This window comes from Magnetococcales bacterium (genome assembly GCA_015228815.1).
Lineage (GTDB): Bacteria > Pseudomonadota > Magnetococcia > Magnetococcales > UBA8363 > UBA8363.
The window spans coordinates 90,755-111,535 of sequence record JADGCV010000002.1; the positions used below are offsets into that span (position 1 = coordinate 90,755).

Consider the following 20,781-nt stretch of genomic DNA (forward strand, 5'->3'; position numbering starts at 1 on the left):
ATTGAAACCATTCTCAAGTCGCCTTGTTCTCCGCCATGTCTGCCATGCCGGGTTCGTAACGGACCCAACGATTGCGTCCTCCTTTTTTGGCGGCATAGAGTGCCATGTCGGCTGCCTTGACGACATCCCACAATTCCTCTCCGTCGGCGGGAAAACCGGCGACACCGATGGAGATGGTTTTCTGCAGGATTCCTCCCGAAAATTGAATCTTCATTTTTTCAACCGCCACCCGGATCTTTTCCGCGAGTTGTGGCCCGGTGTAGTCGTGGTTTTCCTGGAGAATGACCATGAACTCTTCGCCACCATAGCGAATGACGATATCCGAGGTCCGAATCTGGGCGCTCAATGTTTTTGCCAGTGTCTTGAGGACGGTATCGCCAACGTCATGGCCATAGGTATCGTTGACGTTCTTGAAATGGTCCAGATCCATCATCAGCACCGAAAGGCTGTTGTTTTTTCGGCGGGTCGTGGCGATCAGCGTGTCTTCGTATTCTTTCAGGAAGCGCCGGTTGTGAAGGCCGGTAAGGGCGTCCCGCAAAGCCGATTCCCGCAGGGTATCCAGCAACCGCTTGGCCTCGACGGTTGGAGAGGATTCGCGCAGGTAGGTGCGGATGAAGGGGAGCAAAAACTGGTAGACCGGACCATCCGTTCTGAGCGCGACGATTTGAATGATCATTCCCACCTGTCCCGAATGGAAGACGGGAACGCACAAGTGGCCAAGATTGTTTGTCTCCTCGCCATGGACGAACTGGCTGCATATATAGCGATTGTCGAAGGAATCGATGACATGTCCGGTGCGATGGGCGCGGCAGGAGTCGGCGTGGAACATGATTCTGGCGTTGCACCAGCGGGCAGCCTTCATCTGATCGCCATCGACGACCACCGCCTTGATGTGGTTATGGGTCGGCAAGACCTCGTAAATGGAAAAGGTGGTGACGCCAAATTTGTCGATCAACAACTGGCTGATGCGGAAATAGACCTCCTGTGTGGTCTGGTCTTCCTCGACCGCCTGTTTGAATTGCGCCACTTCCAGAAGGGTTTCGACCATTTCCGTGGTGGTAGTGACCAGATTGCTGTTTTCCTCGATTTCGTAGCGGATCAAACGGGAAATATCGTGACTGATGGCCCCCAGGTTGATTTGCAGATGTTGCATGAGACGGTTGAGATCGCGGGAAATCAATCCCATCTCATCCCGGCCACGATAGTCGATCTTGCCGCTGAAATCGCCGTCGGTCGCCCGGGCCACGACGTGCTGTACCCCCTGGGCCGTCTGCACCACGGGAGTGATCTGCCGGCGGAAGACAAAGGCGAAAAACAGCGCGAACAGGATGACGATGACCAACATGATGGCGATCGTCGTCAACGCCTTGTCGCGAAGATGTTCCATGGACAGATGGATGGTGACGACACCCAGAACCTCGCCGATGGCGACCTGATGGCATTGCAGACAGTTGGGGGTTCCCACGTTCGAGGCGACGAAGGGAATGGTGCCGCGGAAAACGGGGATGGATCCGCCCTCGACAATCGAATAATAGGGTCTCCCGGTTTTCAGTACCGATTGATCGACTGCGTCACTGGTCTGTTCCCGCGCGAGCCCACTGCCGAATTGTTCGACCACGCCGTGCCCCCGGATCACCCGGGCCTCCGAAAGGCCTTCGATCTCGGCAAGCCGTTTGAGAAACTGGTCCCTTTGATCGATCACCCCATTGATCATCGATTCGGTCAGACTGACGCGGATCACCTCCGCCACCGAACGGACATGATCTTTGGCCGTGGCGATGGAAAATTCGCGAAAGGTGACAAGACTGACGAAGACCAACATCAGAATCATGGCGCCCGACAAGGCAACGATCAGAAAGGTTGTCTTTGCCTTGAGGTTCATCGATTCGATGGTGGAGAGCACTTTTATGTACATAACCGATTCCATGACGGTATTGACGTCCGAGGTCAGAAATGTTTCAACCGTATTTCAAGTCATCGAACGCAGAAGATCCTGGAACCGAACCCCGTAGTCAGTTTTGCGATTCGTCATGATTCAATGTTCCTGAAATTTCCCGCGCCATGAATGCGGTGAATCCATTGGGTCATTGATATTGCATGTGGAAGTGCCGTACCATTCAATGATCGGCTGATATTGGGGCCTCCATGAGTCAACGGGACATTAACATCTTTCATGCCTCGAAGAAACCCCTCAAAACGTTTGACCACGCGACAAAAGGTTCGCATCGAAGCCTTGCGGGAACGAAGGTGTCAAACCTTGGTGGTCGATTCTTTTTCTTCCGGGGGGGCGCCCTTGCCACTGGAGACGGAAAACCCGGAAGAAGGAAGGGTCATCTCTCATTTTGGGCTGAATGTCGAAATCGAGGATGTTCGTGGTACACGTATCCGGTGCGCGGTGCGGGAGACTCTGGGAACGGAACCGGTGTGCGGTGACCGGGTGTGGTGGAGTCGTTCGGACGCCGCCTCCGGACAGGGGGTGATCTGGACGATTCTCGAACGCGCAAACACCCTGAGACGACCAACGGGGGGGGGGGATGTTCAGACCGTGGCGGCAAACATCGATACGCTGATGGTGACCTTGGCCGCCGACCGACTCAACACCGGATTGCTCGATCGTTACCTCGTCGCCGCCGAAGCCAATGCCATGGAAGCGGTGATCGTGATCAACAAGATGGACCGCATCGACTCCGAGGATGGACTCGTGGCTGTTCTTCAACCGTATCGGGCGATGGATTATCGCATTTTCTTCGTTTCGGCTTTGACGGGAAGAGGAATGGATGACCTGGAGGTGGTGTTGCGCGATCGGACCAGTATTTTCTCCGGCCATTCCGGTGTGGGTAAATCCTCCATCGTCTCCCGATGGGTCGAAAATGGGGAAGGACCGGTGATCGGCCCGGAACACCTTCCCACCGGTCAGGGACGGCATACGACAACCGTCGCCAGAATGTATTCTCTTCCCCTCGGCGGATGGTTGATCGACTCGCCCGGGATTCGCGAATTCGGCCTCGCCGATATTTCCAGGGAATCGTTGGCCCTGTATTTCCGCGATGTGGTCCGGCATTCCCGTCCCTGTCGTTTCGCCGATTGCAGCCACGAACATGAACCGGGTTGCGGGGTCAAGGAGGCGGTGTCCCAGGGACGGGTCACCCGGACACGATATGAAAGCATGTTGCGCATTTTTCATTCGCTTTCTTGAGGCCATCCAGGGACCCGCATGTGCTGCAATGGAGAAAAAATCTTTTTCCCGGACTTTCTCGAACAAGGCCATTGACATCATCCGGAAATCCTGGTAACTAAGCTGTTCTCTTGATTCGATTGCGCCCGTAGCTCAGCCTGGATAGAGCAACTGGCTACGAACCAGTAGGCCGGAGGTTCGAATCCTTCCGGGCGCGCCAAAAAAAACATGACATGCGGACGTAAAAAAAGCGCCAACATGATGCAGGCGCGATGCGTGATCCCGTTCGGGCGATCAAACCCGGCCACGGTGTTTTGTCGTGACGAGGAAAAGGCTACAGCCCTGTTGGCGGTGGTGTCAAGGGGGGAATTTATCTGTTGTTTGGCGGGACATCGTGGTACGCTTACTCCAGTTGTCACCCTGGCAAGGAGATTGCCCCGTGAGTACCGCGATTGCATTCGACACCTTGGCATATGCCAAGAAATTGAAAGCCGTTGGCTTTACCGAGGATCAAGCGGAAGTCCAGGCCGAAGCCATGGTCGAATTGATTGAAGAAAGGCTGGCGACCAAGTTGGACATTGAGAACGTCCGGCGCGACATGAAGGAAATGGAACTGCGACTTGTGATCCGTCTTGGCGGAATGCAGGCCGCGACGGTGGCCGTGGTGGCGGCACTGGTGAAGTTGCTTTGATTCCTCAGTGTCATGTATTCTTCCCAATTTTTCTGACGACGTCTCCCGAATGTTAACGTCGTACCCTTCCTGCCGCAGCCAGGCATGGATAAAGGGGACCTGGGGATTGCCTCCAGTGAATGACGGCCATGGCGCGACTTCGGGTGCTCATTCTCCATCCCTCGTTGACCCCCTATCGGATCGATCTGTTCAACGCCCTGGCCGATCCCTTTGATCTGACAACCCTCTTTTTTCGTTCCAATCCGGTCAGTCAATCGTTCGATCAGACTCGGCTGCGCCGACAGTTGCGTTGTGCTCATGGTGATTTGAACCAGGGGATCGATCTGTTTGGCCGGCAATTTCGCTGGGGCATCGGCATGGCGCTACGAGTCCACCGGCCCGATGTGGTCGTCGTGATGGAATATGCCCCTTCGACCTGGATGGCGGCATGGCAACGCTTTATTGGCCGAAAGAATTTTGGACTCCTGATCTGGACCGCCGACAATGTCGAAATGTGTCTCGGGGCATCGCCCATTCGATCGATGGCGCGAAAGTTTTTATTGTCCCATGCCGATGGCCTCATCGTCTATTCCGCGGCGGTGCGGGACTGGTTTGTCGGATGGGGCATGGACCACGAAAAAATGGCCGTGTGCGCCAACATCAACGATCCCGGTCGCTTTCGTACACGATTGCGGGAAGCACGGGACCTGGCCTGTTCGTTGTGGCAACGGTATCGGCTTCAGGGGCGGTTTGTCTTTCTTTCGGTTGGCCGGCTGGCCGCCATCAAGGGGGTGGACCGCATTCTCCTGGCCTTCCATGAGGTCCACAGGCTGAGACCGGAAACGCGGTTGGTGATCGTGGGCGATGGGGTGGAACGGGAAAGGTTGGAATCCTCGATGCGGGCGTTGCGTTTGGCGGAGGCGGTCCTGTTTACCGGACAGTTGCTGGAACAGGAACTGGCGGCATGGTACCTGTTGGGACAGGTCTTCCTTCTGGCCAGTTCCTTCGAACCTTATGGGGCGGTGATTCACGAGGCCTTGACGGCGGGAATGCCGGTGGTCTGTTCACGGGTCGCCGGGGGACGGGATTTGATCGTCGAAGGAGAAAACGGATGGTTGTTCGATCCGTGGGATCGTGATGAGTTGGTGGTTTGCATGATGAACGCCATGGCGGGTCGTCCGCTTTCCTCGATTCCCGCCGCCGTCCTGCCCCCCGATCTCATGCCCATTGCCTTTACCGATGGTGTTGCCCAATTTATTCGTCTTGTGCAACAGACTGCCAAGCAGCGAATTCATGAATGAAATAATGAACAAGGATCAACCACTTTGATCGATCGCATATCCGGGGGTCGGTTTCTCGGCGAATTGTTCGGCGAATGGCAACGCGCTGGCTTCCGGTATGCCGTCCTGCGAGACTTTGAACATCTTCCCGATTCGACCGGGGGCCATGATCTGGATCTGTTGGTGGAGCGGGATGATTTGGAATCGATGGTTCGCCTGGCGTGTCGCGTGGCCGAAAGGCATGGTGGAGGATTGATCGCGGGCTACCGGCAATCGGGTTTCCTTGCCCGATTTGCCGGTCGTTCGAGCGGTTGGTGGGGCATCGCCATCGATTTTTTTTCGGAACTTTCCTTTCGTGGACTGCCGTACTACGATGCCAGGAAAACCCTGGAACGCCGGGTATGGTGGCGGGGGATACCGGTCGTTGCCGTCCCGGAAGGGACGATGATCGCTTTTCTCAAGGAATTTCTCCACAACGGCACCGACCGTAAAGGTTATCTGGCCGGGGCCTCCCGGACGTATTTTCTCGATCCGGTTCATTGGCGCGGCATCTTCGAGGAATCATTCGGGATGGATGGGCGCCTTCTGCTCGTTCGGTTATTGTCTTCCGGGATGCCCGATTCCGGTGAACCCTTGGCACGGTTGGTCAGGGACTTGCGTCACTGTTTGCGGCAGCATCGATGGCGGCAAAATCCAGGCGGTACCTGGTGGCGTCAATGGAACAACCGGATCGGTCGATGGCGGCGACTTTTCATTCCGCCTGGCTTCATGCTGGTGATTCTTGGTACCGACGGATCGGGAAAATCGGCTCTGATCGCAATCTTGCGCGAGACGCTGACCCACCCCTTGCACGGGGCCATTCACGTTCGCCACTGGCGGCCTGGATGGTTGCCGGCGCTTTCGGTGTTGACCGGGGGCACGGCCCCCCAGGGTCCGGTCACCGTCCCCCATCGGTCAACCCCTTCGGGATGGCTGGGGTCGATGGCCCGGCTGGGTTATTATTCGTGCGATTTTATCTTCGGTTATTGGCTGCGCGTCTTTCCCGAACGGGTGTCCCGACCATGTCTGACCATCTTCGACCGCTATTTTTACGATTTTCTGGTGGATCCGCGGCGCAGTCGGGTGGCCCTGCCTTCCTGGATCATCCGTGTCATCGCCTGGCTCGTTCCCCGTCCCGACCTTGTGTTCTGTCTCGGAACCGACCCCGAAATCATCCATGCGCGCAAGCCGGAACTCTCCCGCGACGAAATCGCCCGGCAGGTGGAACGGCTGCATCATTGGCAGGGGACCATGGACCGTTCCCACTGGTTGGACACGGGAACGACGATCGAAAAAGTGCATGACGATGCCCTGACACTCCTGTTCCAGGCCATGTCCTCGCGGATGATTCGACGCCATGAATCACTTTTCAAGCAATCAATCGGTCGATGAACGGGGCGTTTCGTGGAAAATCGTTCTGGATGTGCCTCCTCGGGGGCGGGTTCTGGCGTTGGGGCTGGGGCTGGGAGAACTCCTGGGACTGGCGCGAACCTGGGATCGGGTCGATGGCTGGGACATCGATCAGAAAGAAAAGCGGGACGATTCCCTTCCAGAGCACATGGATCGACGCATCCGTCTTCTGGAAACGATGGACCGGATCGACCCTCCCTACCATCTGATCGTCGTCGGACGGATGGTGTGTGACTTGTGGATTCTTCATGCCGCCCTGGCGGATGGTGGCTTTTTGGCTTGCCTTGGGTTTCGCGGATGTTCCATCACCCCAGGAAAACTGAAGAAAACGGGATTCCAGTCCATGACCACCCTGGCCGCTGTGCCGCCGCGACAGCCGCGTCTGTTCTTTCCGCAGGAGGATCGGTTTCAACGGCGAATGGGCCTTTCTTTTCATGCTCCGGGGCGTCCCTGGTTGGGAGGGCTGGTGTCGGGGTTACGATTCCTGGTTGGCGCGGGTTGGCCGGTTTATCCCGGATGGCAGGGGGTCCTGCTCGCACGCAAATCCGCGGACCCAGGGGTGATTTCCGCGGGATTCATTCGCTTTCTGGGCGAAAAATTGCGGGGTCGTCCCGATTACTGGGTGATCTACGCCGGTTCCGGACTTGCCAGACGCAAAATGACGATCCTGGTCGGAAATCGGCAAACGGGAGATGCATGGATCGCCAAACTGGCCGATTCCCCCGCCGGGGTGGAGGCGCTGCATCAGGAATCACGGGCCCTTGCATTTCTTTCCCGATCCGCCCTCTCCAGGCAAATTCCCGCCATCGTCATCGACCGGGAATCCTGGATGGGACACGAAATGTCGTTGCAAACGATGGTGGGTCGCTCCGGTTTGGCTCAGGTCACCCGTTGGACCGGGGGACATGGAGACTTTCTTTTGCGTCTGGCCGGTTTGGGCAGACATGTTCGACCCCTGGGCGATACGGCGTGTTGGCGGCGCCTGGTCGCGGCGTATGAAGGCGGGCATCCCTGGCCTGAACGGGTCCACACTCATTTTTCCCACCTTCTCCAGGAGGTCCGGGATGGCATCGAGGTGCCGTGTTGTTTCGTTCATGGCGATTTCGCGCCATGGAACCTGCGTTTCGACCATGGAATCATGTTCGTGATCGATTGGGAGGAGAGCGAACCCGACGGACTGGCCACCACCGATCTGTTCCATTTCTTCTATTCGCGCCTGGGTCGGAAGCAGGGGTTCGGACCGGAGCAGCTGTTTGCCCGGTTTGGCCAGATTCTCGCCGGGAAAGAATGGCAGTGGATCAACATGCATGAAGGGATGGGAACCGTGATCCGTTCGTGGCTGTTGCAACGTTTTCTTTGCCGCAATGAACCTCAGGCCCTCGAATCCTTGTCCCTGATCGTTCCGGGAGAAAAATGGCCATGGAAAAAAGGTTGAAAATTCTTGTTTCCGCCTATGCCTGCGAACCGGGACATGGTTCGGAACCGGAAGTGGGGTGGCAATGGGTGATGCAATTGACCCGTTTTTTCGAGGTCTGGGTCTTCACCCGTGAAAACAACCGCATGGCCATCGAGGCCGAACTGAAATCCCGGAACGATCCCTGGCTGCACATGTACTACCATGACCTGCCCCGGTGGGCGTCCTTCTGGAAAAAGGGGCAGAGGGGGGTTCATGTGTACTATATCCTGTGGCAGTGGGGCGCCTGGTGGCGGGCCAGATCGTTGCATCGGCGAGAACGATTTTCATTCTGTCATCATATAACCTTCAGTCCCATGTACCACTTCCCGGTTTTTTCCTTGTTGCCGGTACCGTTCATCTGGGGACCGGTCGGTGGCGGGGAGCGGATTCCCCAGCCGTTCGTCAAAGGGTTTTCCTGGCGGTACCGCTTGCGGGAAGGGATCCGTTTTTTGTTTGGGATCGCAACCCGTCTCGATCCCCTGTTTCACCTGGCCTGCCATCGCAGTTGCCTGATCCTGGCGGCGACCGCGGCTTCCGCGGAAATGATTCCAAGGCGATACAGGAATCGGGTGGTCTTGGAGGCGCAGGTCGGAATGCCGGCGCATCTTGCCGCCGAAAAAAATCGTTTGACCCATCTTCCGCTTCGGTTCATCACCGCAAGCCGGCACGTCTATTGGAAAGGAATCGACCTTCTTCTTCATGCCTTTCGCCGCCTGGTCGATGAACTGGGGCCGGATCAGGTCCACCTGACCATCCTGGGCCGGGGACCCAGGACCCGATCCCTGCATGAGCTTTGCCGACGGTTGGACCTGGGCAATCATGTTGAATTCACGGCCCACCTGCCCACACGCGACCTGGTTCTCAAGGCATTCTCCCAGGCCGATGTGTTTGTCTATGGCAGTCTTTTGGAATGTGCGGGATTCGTCGTCCTCGAAGCCCTGGCGATGGGAACCCCGGTCGTTTGCCTGAATCTTCCCGGGCCCGGAGAAATCGTCGATGACGACTGCGGCATCCGGGTCGATGCGGCCACTCCCGAGGAGGCGATCGCCGGCCTGGCACGGGCAATGGCCGAACTTTTTCGGGATCGGCAACGATTGGCTCGATTGACGATCGGGACAAGGGAACGGGTTCAGGGTTCTTTCTTGTGGAATATCAAGGGAGACAGACTGCATCATTATCTGATTCCGGGGTGCAAACATTGGGGCGGCGCCATGGAAGGTGGGGAATGAGGGTGGAATTTCTGCATGAATGGTTGTAGAATGTTGCCGCGGATTGCCGGACTGTTCCGTTGGATCATGATGGCGGAGGTGATTCCCGGCGCCTTTGTTCCATGAATTTTCGGGGAGTTTTTCGCCATGGGTTCGTTGAGGAATGGATGGGTTGGGCGCGGGTTCGTGACGATGTTCGGGTGGGCAATCGTGATGATCGTTCTTTCGGGATCGGTCGGATCGTTGTCCGCTGGGGAAAAAATTCTCAAGGCCGATTATCGCCCCCGTCCACCGGAGATGGTGGTTGCCGAGGGGGAAAAAATATCGGGGCCGCTCAAGGATATTCTCAATGAAGCCGCCGGAAAACTCGGCTATCGGGTGCTATGGCGGGTCGCGCCCTTTCCCTTGAGCCTTCATGACCTTGAAACCGGTCAGGTCGATATTGTCCCCCGGGTCATCCAGGCCCCCGAACGCGAGGCGTTCGTTTCGTTTCTGGGCCCGATCGGTTACCAGGACAAGGATATTCAATTCCTGGTACACAAAGGAAAGGAAGGGACGATCCAATCCTACGATGATCTGAAAAAATGGGTCGTCGGCATCAAGCTGAAGACCGCCTATTTCGAAATGTTCGACAAGGACCCAACCCTCCGCAAGGAGACCGCGGCGGACGATCACAACCTTGCCCGAATGTTCATCGGCGGTCGTTTCGATACCGTGGCCCTTCTCGACCGTCAGGCCATGGAGGGGGTGTTGACCGGTCTGGGGTTCAAGGATTATTCCTTTGCCGACTATCGTTACCGGCAAAGAATCGGCAATTATTTCGGCATGTCGAAAAAATCGCCCCATGCCGCTCTTTCTCCCCTGCTCAACGATACGCTCAAGGAAATGGCGTTGTCGGGACGGGTGACCCAGTTGTATCGTTTGCATGGGGTCGAGCCTCCGTTGATTGAAGGCGTGACGCCAGGGGGAAAATAGTACGGAGGGGGGGGAAACATGGGACAATGTTTCCGGAGGGTCCCTCCTGGTTTATTCCCAAAGTCCCGCTTTGTGCCATCCATGGATCACGGCCATGACCCCCATGATCACCACCAGCAGGGCTGCGGCACGTTGCAGAACCTGCCGAATCTTCGGTCCCATGAGGGTGATGATCCATCCCAATCCCAGGAGCGCCGGAAGCGTTCCGAGGCCAAAGGCAAGAAGGATGGATAATCCGCCCGTGATCGACCCGGTGGCGAACGCCTTGGCCTGAAAGGCCCAATGCAATCCACATGGGAGAAGTCCGGTCAGGAGTCCCAGTGCGGCAGGCTTTTTCCAGGTGGAATGGATGTTTTTTTTCCCGAGCAGCCGTTCGTGCCACCCCCTGGCCCAGGAAAAACCGGGAACGGGGATGCCCCAGGTCTCCAGTCCCATGAGGATCATCGTCCCTCCCGCCAATATCAGGGGGAGGGCCATGAAGGTGGGGGAACGTCCCAGGGTGGGGACCAGGGAACCCAGCCAGCCACTGAGTCCACCCAGAACGAGATAGGTGGAAAGACGCCCGCAACTGTAGAAAAAATGACGCATCATCAGGTCGATGGAACGTGCGGGAAGCCTGGAATGATCGTCGCGAGCGAAACTCAGGGCGGCAACCATGCCGCCGCACATGCCGATGCAATGGCCGCTCGCCAGCAGGGCCGTCACGAAGGTCAGCCACAGGTCGATGGGGGTTGCGGACATCGTTGTCACTCCCGGATGGTCAAGGTGGTGGAATCGGTGCATGAACCAAAAGGATGGAACCGTTGTCCGATCATGGCGATGAGGCATGTTACCACTGCGGATTGACCGCCGGGGAGGGGAAAGCCATTCATCAGGATGGCAGGATGTTCTGTTGTCAGGGATGTCTCGGGGCCTTTCGCTTGATTCATGGTCTGGGGCTTGGCGCCTATTATGACCGTCGGACCGGGGGGGGTACCGGTTTGCTTGTGGGGGAGGGGGTCGATTCGGCGGTTTATGACGATTCCGAGTTCCAAAAGGAAATGGTGCGCGACCTTCCCGGAGGAGATCGGGAGGTCCATCTGCTCCTGGAAGGGATCCATTGCGCCGCCTGCGTCTGGTTGAACGAGCAGGTCCTGCGCCGAATACCTGGTGTCCTCGAAGCCCATGTCAATTTTGCCGATTTTCGGGCGACTGTCCGTTGGCATCCGGAAACGACCACTCTGGGTCATTTGATCGACGCCATTCAGCGGGTTGGCTACAAGGCGCATCCGTATGATCCCCGGAGGGTCGAGGAATCGCATCGGCGGCGGGATCGCTCATTGTTGATTCGCTTGGGGGTTGCCGGTTTCGGTGCCGCCAATGTCATGTTCATCGCCGTTGCCTTGTATGCGGGGACATTCCAGGGAATGGAGACGCGATACGAAACCTTCTTCCATTGGGTATCCCTGTTGATTGCCTGTCCGGTGGTGTTCTATTCGGGAAGTGTTTTTTTTCATGGCGCCTGGCAGGGGATCCGGGCTGGACGATTGACGATGGATTTTTCCATTGCCCTGGGGGCCACGGTCACCTTCCTTGCAAGCGTCGTGGCGACCTGGGGTGGTCCGGGCGCAGTCTATTTCGATTCGGTCACCCTTTTCATTTTCGTGCTTCTTCTGGGGCGCACCCTTGAATCGACCGCCCGGCGCAAGGCGGCGGGTGCCGCGGAACGATTGACCCGATTTCAACCCGAAACCGTCCAGGTCCTTCGGGAGGGGGTGGAACAGCGGCTGCCGCTCCGCCAGGTTCGGGTGGACGATGAAGTGGTGATCCGGCCTGGTGAACGGATCGCCGTGGATGGTTGGATCCTCCGTGGACGAACGACCGTGGATGAATCCATGTTGACGGGTGAGGCGGAAGCGGTGGTCAAGGTTCCAGGATCGGCGGTGATTGGTGGCACCATGAACGTGGATGGCGGCATTCATGTCCGGGTGCGTCGCGTGGGCGGGGAGACGACTTTGGCGCGAATTCTCCAAACCGTCACCGCGGCCCAAAGCAGCCGCACTCTGGTCCACCCCCTGGCCGACAGAGTCGCCGCCTGGCTGGTCGGAGGGGTGGTGTTCCTGTCTTTTGTGACCTTTGTCTATTGGTGGCCAAGGGACCCGGACCAGGCCCTGCCCAACGCGGTTGCACTTTTGATCATCACCTGCCCGTGCGCCCTGGGCCTGGCGACACCCGCGGCCATGCTCGTTGCCTGCGGCAATGCGGCGCGCGGGGGGATGCTCATTCGCGATCCGGGAACGCTGGAACGGCTTGCCCGAATCCAACAGGTCGTTCTTGACAAGACCGGCGTCGTCACCGAAGGAAAGCCAAGGTTGACCCGATCCCTTCCCGCGACCGAAAACGGCATCGATCATCGGACACTCTTGCGGCGTGTCGCCGCGGTCGAACGCTATTCGGAACATCCCCTGGGTCAGGCCGTGATGCGGGCATTTGCCGAACAGGAACTGGAACGACTCCCGGAGGCCGAAAATCCCCGTATTGAACCCGGTCTGGGCCTCTTGGCCCGGGTGGAAGGGGAAATGACGCGGGTGGGACGGCCTGAATTCGCCTTTGCCGGGGATCGGGAGGACCGTATCGAAATTCCCGTGGACGATTCGGGACAACCTGTGACCTGGGTCGCTTGTACCGTGGAAGGAACGCCGTGGGGGTGGCTCGGATTCCTGGACCCGATTCGCGCCGATGCCGTGGCTACGGTTCGTTTTCTCAAGGAACAGGGGTTGATTGTTTCTTTGCTTTCCGGCGACCGGCAGGCGTCGGTTTCCTGGACCGCCGACAGGGTGGGCATTGCCATGGCGGTGGGGGGGGTGTTGCCCGAGGAAAAACAGCAGGTCATTCGCGCCTTGCGGCAGGAGGGGATCCGGGTGGCGATGGTGGGTGATGGCGTCAATGACGCCCCGGCACTGGCGCTTGCCGATGTGAGTCTGGCGGTCGATCGCGCCGCCGATCTTTCACGGGCCACGAGTGATGTGATTCTGCTCGATCCCGGCCTTTCTTCCGTGGCACATTTGTTTGCCATGGCCCGGCAGACCCTGCGCATCATTCGGCAAAACCTGTTTTTTTCGTTGGCATATAATGTGGTGACCATTCCATTGGCGGTTGCCGGCTGGGTCAGTCCCATCGTCGCCGCCATCGCCATGCCCGTTTCAAGTCTGGTGGTTGTGGCCAATGCCCTTCGTCTGCGTGGCAAGGGATCGGGTGATGGAGGGGATGGCGGCATTTTTTCTCCAGGGAGTTTTCATGGATAGTGTTTTCATACTGTTGCCCATTGCCCTGATCCTCGGCGCCATCGGCCTGATGTGGATGATCTGGGGGGTCCGGACGGGTCAATTCGATGACATGGAAGGTCCGGCCCACCGCATCCTGTTTGATGATGACGCGGACATGATTCCCGGGACCGCGCATGATGAAACAAGGAACGTAGACGTGCGAAAAAAATAGAAGGTGGCGTATCATGAACTATTTCCTTGATGAGCCGTGGGTGACCCTGCTGGCACGGTCAGGGTCGATCCATCGTCCCCTGGAATTGAAGGTCGCCGGCCTTTCGGTGTGGGTGGGAGAATATCGCAATGCGCGTCAACGGAAATGGCAGTTGTATGGCGCCTGGGAGGAGGACGGGGCAGAGGCGTGGTTGGAGGAACTGTTTGCCCTGGGACGACATCATGGCGTATTTCAGATTGAATGCGCGTTCAACATGGCGCGTTGGACCGATGATCGGCTGTTGGCGCGTCTGGGGGCCAGGATCACCGACGAGTTTGGCACCAGTGTCGTGGATCTGGGCCGGGAGGAGCGCCAGTTATGGTCTGGACTTCATGGCAAGCATCGCAACATGGTCAATCGGGCCCGACGTGAGGCGATTCAGGTTCGTTCCACGTTGGATGTCCATGAGTTCATCACGCTCATGGACAGGTCTTATGCCAAGGGGGACATGAAAAATCCTTTCCCTCGGGAATATCTGCGATCATTGCTGTCCCTGGCGGGACCGCGTTTGCTGACCATGGGGGCCTATTCGGACCGTGGTTTGGAAGCCGGGGCCATTGTGCCATTGGATGCGCAACGGGGTTATTATTTGCATGGGGCGACACTTCCCGACGGTGTTCCCGGTGCGGCCCAATGGCTCCATTGGGAGGTGATGCTGGAACTGAAACGGCGTCAGGTCGCCGTTTATGATCTGGGAGGGGTGCGTCGCGCCACCGATAACCCGCGACTTCAAGGTATTTTTCAGTTCAAGGAACGTTTTGGCGGTCGGTTTCAACCCTGTTGGTATTGGTATCGGGTCATTCATCCGGGGAGAAAGTGGTTTCATGACCTGGTGACGCGGTTGCGGGTCGGGAAAACCGCATGAAACAAACGGAGATTTCCCTGCGGTGAACGGTTCTGAACGTTGGTCGCGGATCAGACGCAGCGATCGAGAATTTCCGTGAGTTCGGAATCCTCCAGAGGGATCGGATTGGTTTTCATGCTGGATCCGCGACTGTCGGCAACGATTGGGGGCCAATGGGAAGAATCAAGGCCAAAACGCCCCAGTCCTGGCAGGGCCAGGGTTTCCTTCCAGGAACGAAGCCTGGCCACAAGTCCAGCCAGGGCCTGGTCACGGGGATCACTACGTCCCGAAAGCAGATTACCTGTCCGGGCATAGCGATCCAGGGCGCCAGAATCAGGTTGGCGCCGACGCAGGGCCTCGATATTGATCGCGGTCGTCTCCGCCAGAAGGGTGCCGCATGCCACACCGTGGGGAATGGGAATCCGTGCGCCAAGGGCCGCGGCCAATCCATGAACCGCTCCCAGTCCTGTCTGTGCCAGACAGATGCCCGACATGAGCGACGCATAGGCCATGGCGGCCCGTCCCTGAGGATCGCCCCCACGGGAACGCCAGAAGGGAAGAAAATGATCCTTGAAGGACTCCATTCCCGACCAGGCAAGGGTATCGGTCATGGGATTGGTCCGGGTCGAGGTGAAGGATTCGAGCAATTGGGTCAGAGCGTCCATGCCGTTGGCGGCAAGAAGCGCATCCGGCGCCCCTTGCAGAAGATCGGGATCGACCACCGCCACCGCCGCCACCAGTCTGTCGTCACGAAAGGATTTCTTGAATCCTTCCGGCCCCCGACGGCTGAGGACGGCATTTTTGGTTGCCTCGCTGCCGGTTCCCGCAGTCGTTGGCACCGCGATCAGGGGAATCGCCGGTCCTTCATAGCGACAACCGCGTCCCACCCCCTCCAGAAAATCGAGCACGGACCGACCCGAGGCGATCAAACCGGCAATGGCCTTGCCTCCATCGAGGACACTGCCGCCGCCAATGGCTAAAACACAATCGATTCCATCGGTTCCATGGCGCTTGACGACCTCGTCCACGAGTTCCGGCGAGGGTTCGTCCTCGATCACCACCCGCTGCCACGCGCCGCCTCCCGATTCGATGGCCGCCACCACTCGCGCCAGATGTCCTCCCGATTCCAGGGATCGACCGCCAGTCACCAACAGCAGGTTGCGGCCATGACCGAGCGCGTGCCCCACCGAACGGAGCAACGCCCCCGGTCCAAAGTCGATCCTGGGAAGGGCGGCAATGGCGAATTCACCGACGTGCATGGACTAGATCTCCGGGAAAATGCCGATGTAGGGAACGCCATGTCGCGGTTCGGCCATCATCGTCGCGACCGTATCGCGCCAGGCGGCATAGTGCGCCGTCTCCTTGTGTGCCCGGGCATCGTCCGGGGTCCGATAGACCTCGTACAGATAGAACCGGTTACCGTCCTCGGAATCCCCGAGGACATCGAAGCGCAGATTTCCTGGTTCCTTGATGGACCGCTCATGATTGACTCGGGTCGCCTCGATGAAGGCATCGACCTGTTCCGGTTTGACATGAACATGAACCAAAGTGACATGCATCGAACGCTCCTTGATGGAAGACCGGCGGTTTTGGGTGCGCCGTTTCAGGCCGGAGTATCGACAAATTGTGATTCCAGCCAGGCGAGCAGGTTTCCGGCCGATTCCTGCCAGCCCGGTTCGAGCATCATGGCATGGGCCGTTTTTTTCAGGATGACTGCCTTGGTTCCGTAGTAGAAGGCGGTCCAGCGAACGTCGGTTTCGGGAACGAACATGTCCTCGTCGCCGCCAATCACCAGGATCTTGTCGTTTTTGCCACTGCCGGGAAGGGGGGCCAGTGGCGGCCAGCCCATGAGTTCCATGCTGGCCATGATGGGAGGTTCACCCACCCGGCTCAGAAAATCCAGAAAAACCGAATCGGGTACCGCCTCGGAAAAGACCATCTTGCGCACCACCCCGGGATCCATCGTCGCCACCCCCCAGGTCATGATGGCGGCCAGCTTGGTCCAAAGCAGCGGATTCATCACCATGGTTCGCCAGGAAGCGATTCCCAGTCCATAGGGGGGAACGGAGGCCATCAATACCATGCCTTTCCCCGCGCCACCCGTCTGGAAATATTTTTGCACCACGCCTCCACCGAAGGAATGGCCAATCACGACCGTCGGGCGATTGATGGAGGCATGGGCCTTGCGGACATCATCGACATATTCCTGAAGATGATTGAAACGCACCGGGGTCGATGAAGGGCTTTTTCCGTGCCCCCTCAGGCTGACCGCATGGCAACGGTATCCATGCCGTGCGAAAAAGGGGAGAAAATGCCGCTCCCACACCCACGCCCCGACACAAATGCCATGGACGAACAACAAATCGACCGGCTTTGACACGCCTGTCGGTTCATGGGTCACCAGTTCCAGATTCATGACGTTCTCTCCAACTCCTTTTTCACGCACACATGGTCCCCAGGCGTTTCATGTCGCTCCGCCGTTTAAAACTTTGGGGCTTTGCCCCCCGGATGCCACCAGGAAGGAGACACCGACCCCGGATCCATCCACACGCACGATCTGTTGTACATGTCAACAGCCTCGATCATCGGCAAATCGATACGACAGAATTCGATAGGCCAGTCGCGCGGCCAGAAAATCGCAGGCATGCAATCCCGGCACCGGGGCGAGTTCAACGATGTCGGCCCCAAGAACCCTGGATTCCCGCATGGCCATTCGCAGCAGCGGCATGACATCGTCCCAGAAGAGTCCACCCGGTTCGGGGGTTCCGGTAGCCGGCATCAGGCTGCTGTCGAAGGCATCGAGGTCGAAGGAAAGATAGACCGGACGTCCCTGGATCAGTTGTCGAACCTGTTCGATGATTTCCGGTCCTTTTCCTTCGTGGGCCCAGAAGATTTTGATCCGGCGCCGTTCCCGTTCGTAATACGCCGCCTCGGAACGGGAAATGTTGCGAATTCCGATGCTGACGACCTGAATTCCGGGATGATCGAGGCAACGGCGCAACGCCGAGGCATGGGAATGGTGTTCTCCCAGGTAGCCATCACGCAGGTCGGCGTGGGCGTCAAAGTGCAGGATGACAAGGTCGGGATGGCGTTGGACAAAGGGGATGATCGCCCCCGGAGTCAAAGAATGTTCTCCGCCCAGGATCAATGGAAAATAACCCTGCGTCAATGCCTGTTCCACCCGCCTGCCGAGCAGGGCGAGCGCGGCGCCGATTTCGCCGGGAACGGGTTCCCCTGCCCAGGTCCACAGGCCGAAATGGTCGCAGGCTTCGGTCCAGAGTTCGCAGTCGAAGGTTTCGACCTCACGGGAGGCCTCGATGATCGCCCGAGGTCCTCCGGACGTGCCCCGGCCATAGGAAACACTCGCTTCCAGCCCGAACGGCATCACCAGGGCCCGGCATGCGTCACCGCCCCTGGAATCCTGGGAGTCATCGGCCAAACCGAGGAAACCCAGAGAGGGCGGCAAAAGGATTAAATCATTCTCCGTCCTCTCGGATGTCTGGAGTTTTTCCATTTTCTGGCCCCGGTTCTTGAATTGTGCGCCATGTTTCGTCGGGGAGGATAGGTGATGACGTGAAGATCGGCAACGGAAAACAACCCCATGGCTCAAGAAATTGTGCGAAGAGCTCCATTGAAACGGAACCCTTCCAATGCGTTAGAAAGAGGCTTTCCTTTGCCTCCGGCGTCCATTTGACCTTCATACAGGCTCCACTTGGCGAAGAAGTCATTGACCTCATCGGTCGCATCCTCTCCTCGCACGCTCTGCTCCTGAGACTTTGCGAGGCGGCGAGCAATCAATTGTTGTTCCAGGGCCGCCTGGGTTGCCAGTGCAACAAGATCATTGGCAGTGTCTTTTTCCCTGGATTGTTGGACAGGCAGGATCGGAGAATGAATGATCATGTCCATTATTTTGGCCTCCTTATCGGAAACTGGCTCCGTTCGCCCGGATAAGGAGCGAAAACCAGTTGCGGATGAATGACTGGATCAAATGAAACAGCCGTCTTTCATCGTGAGGTGGAACCCTCGTTCGAACCGGTCCCGCCCGATTCTTCCTCCTCCAGGATTCGCGCTCCCTCCCGTTGAAAACGACTTCTGTTTCCCGGCCAGAAGGCCCAGGCGACAATGGCCAGAAAGGTCAGAAAAAACAGGACCAGGGCAATTTCCTTCGACCACAGCATCAGTTCACCGAACGTCATCGTCAGTCCTCCCCGCCGATTGTTGTACCACGACCAAAGGTTGATCGTATTCCCAGATGCCCATTGCCGTGTGGATCCTGAGCTTGAGTTCCCAAAGGCCGGGCAAGGGTGGCGTCACTTCGGCCTTGTACACTCCGTCGTCTGTCCCGACGAAGGAGAGTTTCTGGTCCACACCCGCCCGGACACTGCGGTATAATTCTCCGTCGATGCGCATTCCCGACATTCCCACCCCTTCTTTTTTGGCCAGGCGCAGACGCAGAGTCCCTTTCTGGCCCGTGACCAGAGTGACGTCGTCGAGCGATACCGTCACTCCCATCTCCCGCGGCATCCGTCGCTGTTTCAGGGTTTCATCGAATGCCAGCCCTTTTTCATAATGATTCTCGGTTGTCACTCCGGGAAAGGTTTCCTGTCCCAGATGAATCATCCAGACATTGACGGCAAGAATGCAAAGGAAAAAGGCGCCCAATCCCAGAAGCCATGGATTGACACGTCCCGGGAACACGATTTTTTTTTCACGAATTCGTTGCATCACGGCCTCATGAAGACGCTGTTGTAGATGGCCGCTCCCCCCCTGGAATCGACGGCGGTCAGATGAAAGGTGATTTCGTGAGGTCCTGGCCGGACCATGCGCGCCTCCTGCCTGAGATAAACCGTGTAGGGAGCGACCTCGCCCGGTTGCAGGGTCAACAGGGGATGCCCCGTGGCATCGATGTCATCGACCGCCGCCACTTTCAATTCGGCCCCTTCCAGTCCACGCACCTCCAGACGATAGGTTTGCCGCTCCGGGCTCATGTTCAAGGCGCGTATGGTAAAATTATTTTGCATCCCGCCATCCGAGAGGGCAATGAACGTCGGTTGGCGATGATGCACCACGTTCAGTTCGACCCTGTCGCGCCCGAGGAAATAAAACACGATCCCCCCCAGGAACACCGAAAGCAGGGTGCCGTAGGCGAGAACTCGAAAGCGGAACCATCGTGTTCGCCCCCCTCCCATTTCGCGCATGGAGGTGTAGCGGATCAGTTCGTTGTCGAGATGGAGCTTTCCCTTGACGGAATTGCAGGCATCGATGCAGGCGCCGCAGGTGATGCATTCATACTGCTGGCCGTTGCGAATGTCGATGCCGGTCGGGCACACCGTGACACACTCGCGGCAATCGATGCACATTCCGACCCGCTCCCGTGAAGCGTTTCGTGTTCTCCGATTGCCCTGCCGCGGTTCTCCCAGTTCGGGATGGTAGGCGACGATGATGGTGTCCTCGTCGAACATGACCCCCTGGAAACGGGCATAGGGGCACATGTAGATGCAGACCTGCTCCCGGGCGAACCCCGCCATCACGTAGGTGGTCATTGTCAGAAACAACAGGGTCATCCAGGCGGCGAATGGCGCTTCTCCGGTCAGAAACCCCTTGAGCAGCGTTGGCGCGTCGGCGAAATAAAAGACGAAAACCCCTGCCGTGGCCATTCCGATCAACAGCCAAACTACGTGTTTTCCCAACTTGCGCATCGCCTTGTTCAGTCCCCAGGGGGACTGGTCCAATTTGATCCGCTGCTTGCGGTTTCCTTCGAAGAAACGCTCGACCTGCAAAAACAGATCGGTCCAGACCGTCTGGAAACACATGTAGCCGCAAAACACCCGGCCTGCCAGCGCGGTCATGAAAAACAATCCCAACGCCGCCGCAATGAGCAACAAGGCAAGGAGAAAAATTTCCTGTGGCCAAACCACAAGATCGAATATGTAGAACTTACGCTCCGGAAGATCGAATAATACAGCCTGACTGGGAAGCCCCGCAGGTCTTTCCCATCGCACAAATGGTAATAAATAGTATACCCCAAGCCACAAGAGTATGAGAGACCAGCGCAGATTGCGAAAGAAACCCGTCTGATACTTTGGATAAATTTTTTTCCAATCGGCATAGAGCGAATTTGAAGTTTCCTCCATTGTCTGGTGTCCTTTTTTTGTTGGCAATGATGCGTTTTTTTTCTTGATCATGTTTGAATTATATTTTTAAATGA

Annotated in this window: 20 protein-coding genes and 1 tRNA gene; 11 read left to right on the forward strand and 10 right to left on the reverse strand. The window is 57.6% G+C overall.

The features are described 5' to 3' along the window. Positions 1-13 precede the first annotated feature (13 nt). Positions 14-1,915: a diguanylate cyclase gene (locus HQL76_01510; protein MBF0107841.1), complete on the reverse strand. Its 1,902-nt coding sequence runs from the start codon at positions 1,913-1,915 to the stop codon at positions 14-16. 285 nt (positions 1,916-2,200) lie between these two features. On the opposite strand from HQL76_01510, the gene rsgA reads away from it, so the two are divergent. The 8 genes from rsgA (at position 2,201) to HQL76_01550 (ending at position 10,213) form a co-directional block, all read left to right on the forward strand. After that, positions 2,201-3,196 carry a ribosome small subunit-dependent GTPase A gene (rsgA, locus tag HQL76_01515; protein MBF0107842.1) on the forward strand — a complete coding sequence of 332 codons (996 nt, stop codon included), beginning with the start codon at positions 2,201-2,203 and terminating at the stop codon, positions 3,194-3,196. Between the two features lie 121 nt (positions 3,197-3,317). Continuing rightward, positions 3,318-3,395 (forward strand) — tRNA-Arg (locus HQL76_01520). 219 nt (positions 3,396-3,614) lie between these two features. Continuing rightward, positions 3,615-3,866, forward strand: a complete 252-nt coding sequence (locus tag HQL76_01525; protein ID MBF0107843.1) for a DUF1640 domain-containing protein — start codon at positions 3,615-3,617, stop codon at positions 3,864-3,866. 128 nt (positions 3,867-3,994) lie between these two features. Then, the gene (locus HQL76_01530; GenBank protein MBF0107844.1) at positions 3,995-5,146 is read left to right on the forward strand and encodes a glycosyltransferase; all 1,152 of its coding nucleotides are present in this window, start codon (positions 3,995-3,997) and stop codon (positions 5,144-5,146) included. A gap of 24 nt (positions 5,147-5,170) precedes the next feature. Continuing rightward, positions 5,171-6,556, forward strand: a complete 1,386-nt coding sequence (locus tag HQL76_01535; protein MBF0107845.1) for a hypothetical protein — start codon at positions 5,171-5,173, stop codon at positions 6,554-6,556. Continuing rightward, positions 6,522-8,009, forward strand: a complete 1,488-nt coding sequence (locus tag HQL76_01540) for a phosphotransferase (protein MBF0107846.1) — start codon at positions 6,522-6,524, stop codon at positions 8,007-8,009. Before HQL76_01535 ends, HQL76_01540 begins: the two co-directional genes overlap by 35 nt. After that, positions 7,994-9,259, forward strand: coding sequence for a glycosyltransferase family 4 protein (locus HQL76_01545; protein MBF0107847.1), 1,266 nt, complete (start codon positions 7,994-7,996; stop codon positions 9,257-9,259). Before HQL76_01540 ends, HQL76_01545 begins: the two co-directional genes overlap by 16 nt. Before the next feature lie 171 nt (positions 9,260-9,430). After that, a complete protein-coding gene (locus tag HQL76_01550; protein MBF0107848.1) occupies positions 9,431-10,213 on the forward strand; it encodes an ABC transporter substrate-binding protein in 783 nt (260 codons plus the stop codon). Positions 10,214-10,264: 51 nt separating this feature from the next. On the opposite strand, the gene HQL76_01555 is transcribed toward HQL76_01550, so the two are convergent. Continuing rightward, positions 10,265-10,954 (reverse strand): sulfite exporter TauE/SafE family protein, encoded by a 690-nt coding sequence (locus HQL76_01555; protein MBF0107849.1) that lies wholly within the window; start codon positions 10,952-10,954, stop codon positions 10,265-10,267. 53 nt (positions 10,955-11,007) lie between these two features. Here HQL76_01555 and HQL76_01560 point away from each other — a divergent pair, with 53 nt between their 5' ends. The 3 genes from HQL76_01560 to HQL76_01570 are packed head-to-tail and all read left to right on the forward strand — an operon-like array spanning position 11,008 to position 14,594. After that, complete coding sequence (locus HQL76_01560) at positions 11,008-13,497, forward strand: heavy metal translocating P-type ATPase (GenBank protein MBF0107850.1); 2,490 nt, start codon at positions 11,008-11,010, stop codon at positions 13,495-13,497. Beyond that, positions 13,490-13,690, forward strand: a complete 201-nt coding sequence (gene ccoS / locus HQL76_01565) for a cbb3-type cytochrome oxidase assembly protein CcoS (protein MBF0107851.1) — start codon at positions 13,490-13,492, stop codon at positions 13,688-13,690. Before HQL76_01560 ends, ccoS begins: the two co-directional genes overlap by 8 nt. Positions 13,691-13,703: 13 nt before the next feature. Beyond that, positions 13,704-14,594, forward strand: a complete 891-nt coding sequence (locus HQL76_01570; protein MBF0107852.1) for a GNAT family N-acetyltransferase — start codon at positions 13,704-13,706, stop codon at positions 14,592-14,594. Between the two features lie 50 nt (positions 14,595-14,644). Here HQL76_01570 and HQL76_01575 read toward each other — a convergent pair whose 3' ends face one another. From HQL76_01575 to ccoG, 8 genes are all read right to left on the reverse strand, one after another. Then, the gene (locus tag HQL76_01575) at positions 14,645-15,832 is read right to left on the reverse strand and encodes an iron-containing alcohol dehydrogenase (GenBank protein ID MBF0107853.1); all 1,188 of its coding nucleotides are present in this window, start codon (positions 15,830-15,832) and stop codon (positions 14,645-14,647) included. A 3-nt stretch (positions 15,833-15,835) separates the two neighbouring features. Then, a complete protein-coding gene (locus tag HQL76_01580; GenBank protein MBF0107854.1) occupies positions 15,836-16,132 on the reverse strand; it encodes an antibiotic biosynthesis monooxygenase in 297 nt (98 codons plus the stop codon). A gap of 44 nt (positions 16,133-16,176) precedes the next feature. Beyond that, entirely contained in the window at positions 16,177-16,989 is an 813-nt protein-coding gene (locus HQL76_01585) for an alpha/beta hydrolase (GenBank protein ID MBF0107855.1), read from the reverse strand. Positions 16,990-17,142: 153 nt separating this feature from the next. Then, positions 17,143-18,087 (reverse strand): agmatinase family protein, encoded by a 945-nt coding sequence (locus tag HQL76_01590; GenBank protein ID MBF0107856.1) that lies wholly within the window; start codon positions 18,085-18,087, stop codon positions 17,143-17,145. Positions 18,088-18,179: 92 nt separating this feature from the next. Continuing rightward, positions 18,180-18,479 (reverse strand): hypothetical protein, encoded by a 300-nt coding sequence (locus tag HQL76_01595; protein MBF0107857.1) that lies wholly within the window; start codon positions 18,477-18,479, stop codon positions 18,180-18,182. Positions 18,480-18,577: 98 nt separating this feature from the next. Continuing rightward, positions 18,578-18,769 (reverse strand): cbb3-type cytochrome c oxidase subunit 3, encoded by a 192-nt coding sequence (locus tag HQL76_01600; GenBank protein ID MBF0107858.1) that lies wholly within the window; start codon positions 18,767-18,769, stop codon positions 18,578-18,580. Continuing rightward, a complete protein-coding gene (locus tag HQL76_01605) occupies positions 18,756-19,298 on the reverse strand; it encodes a FixH family protein (GenBank protein ID MBF0107859.1) in 543 nt (180 codons plus the stop codon). Before HQL76_01605 ends, HQL76_01600 begins: the two co-directional genes overlap by 14 nt. After that, the gene (gene ccoG / locus HQL76_01610) at positions 19,298-20,707 is read right to left on the reverse strand and encodes a cytochrome c oxidase accessory protein CcoG (GenBank protein ID MBF0107860.1); all 1,410 of its coding nucleotides are present in this window, start codon (positions 20,705-20,707) and stop codon (positions 19,298-19,300) included. The genes HQL76_01605 and ccoG overlap by 1 nt, the downstream gene beginning before the upstream one ends. Positions 20,708-20,781: the final 74 nt, after the last annotated feature.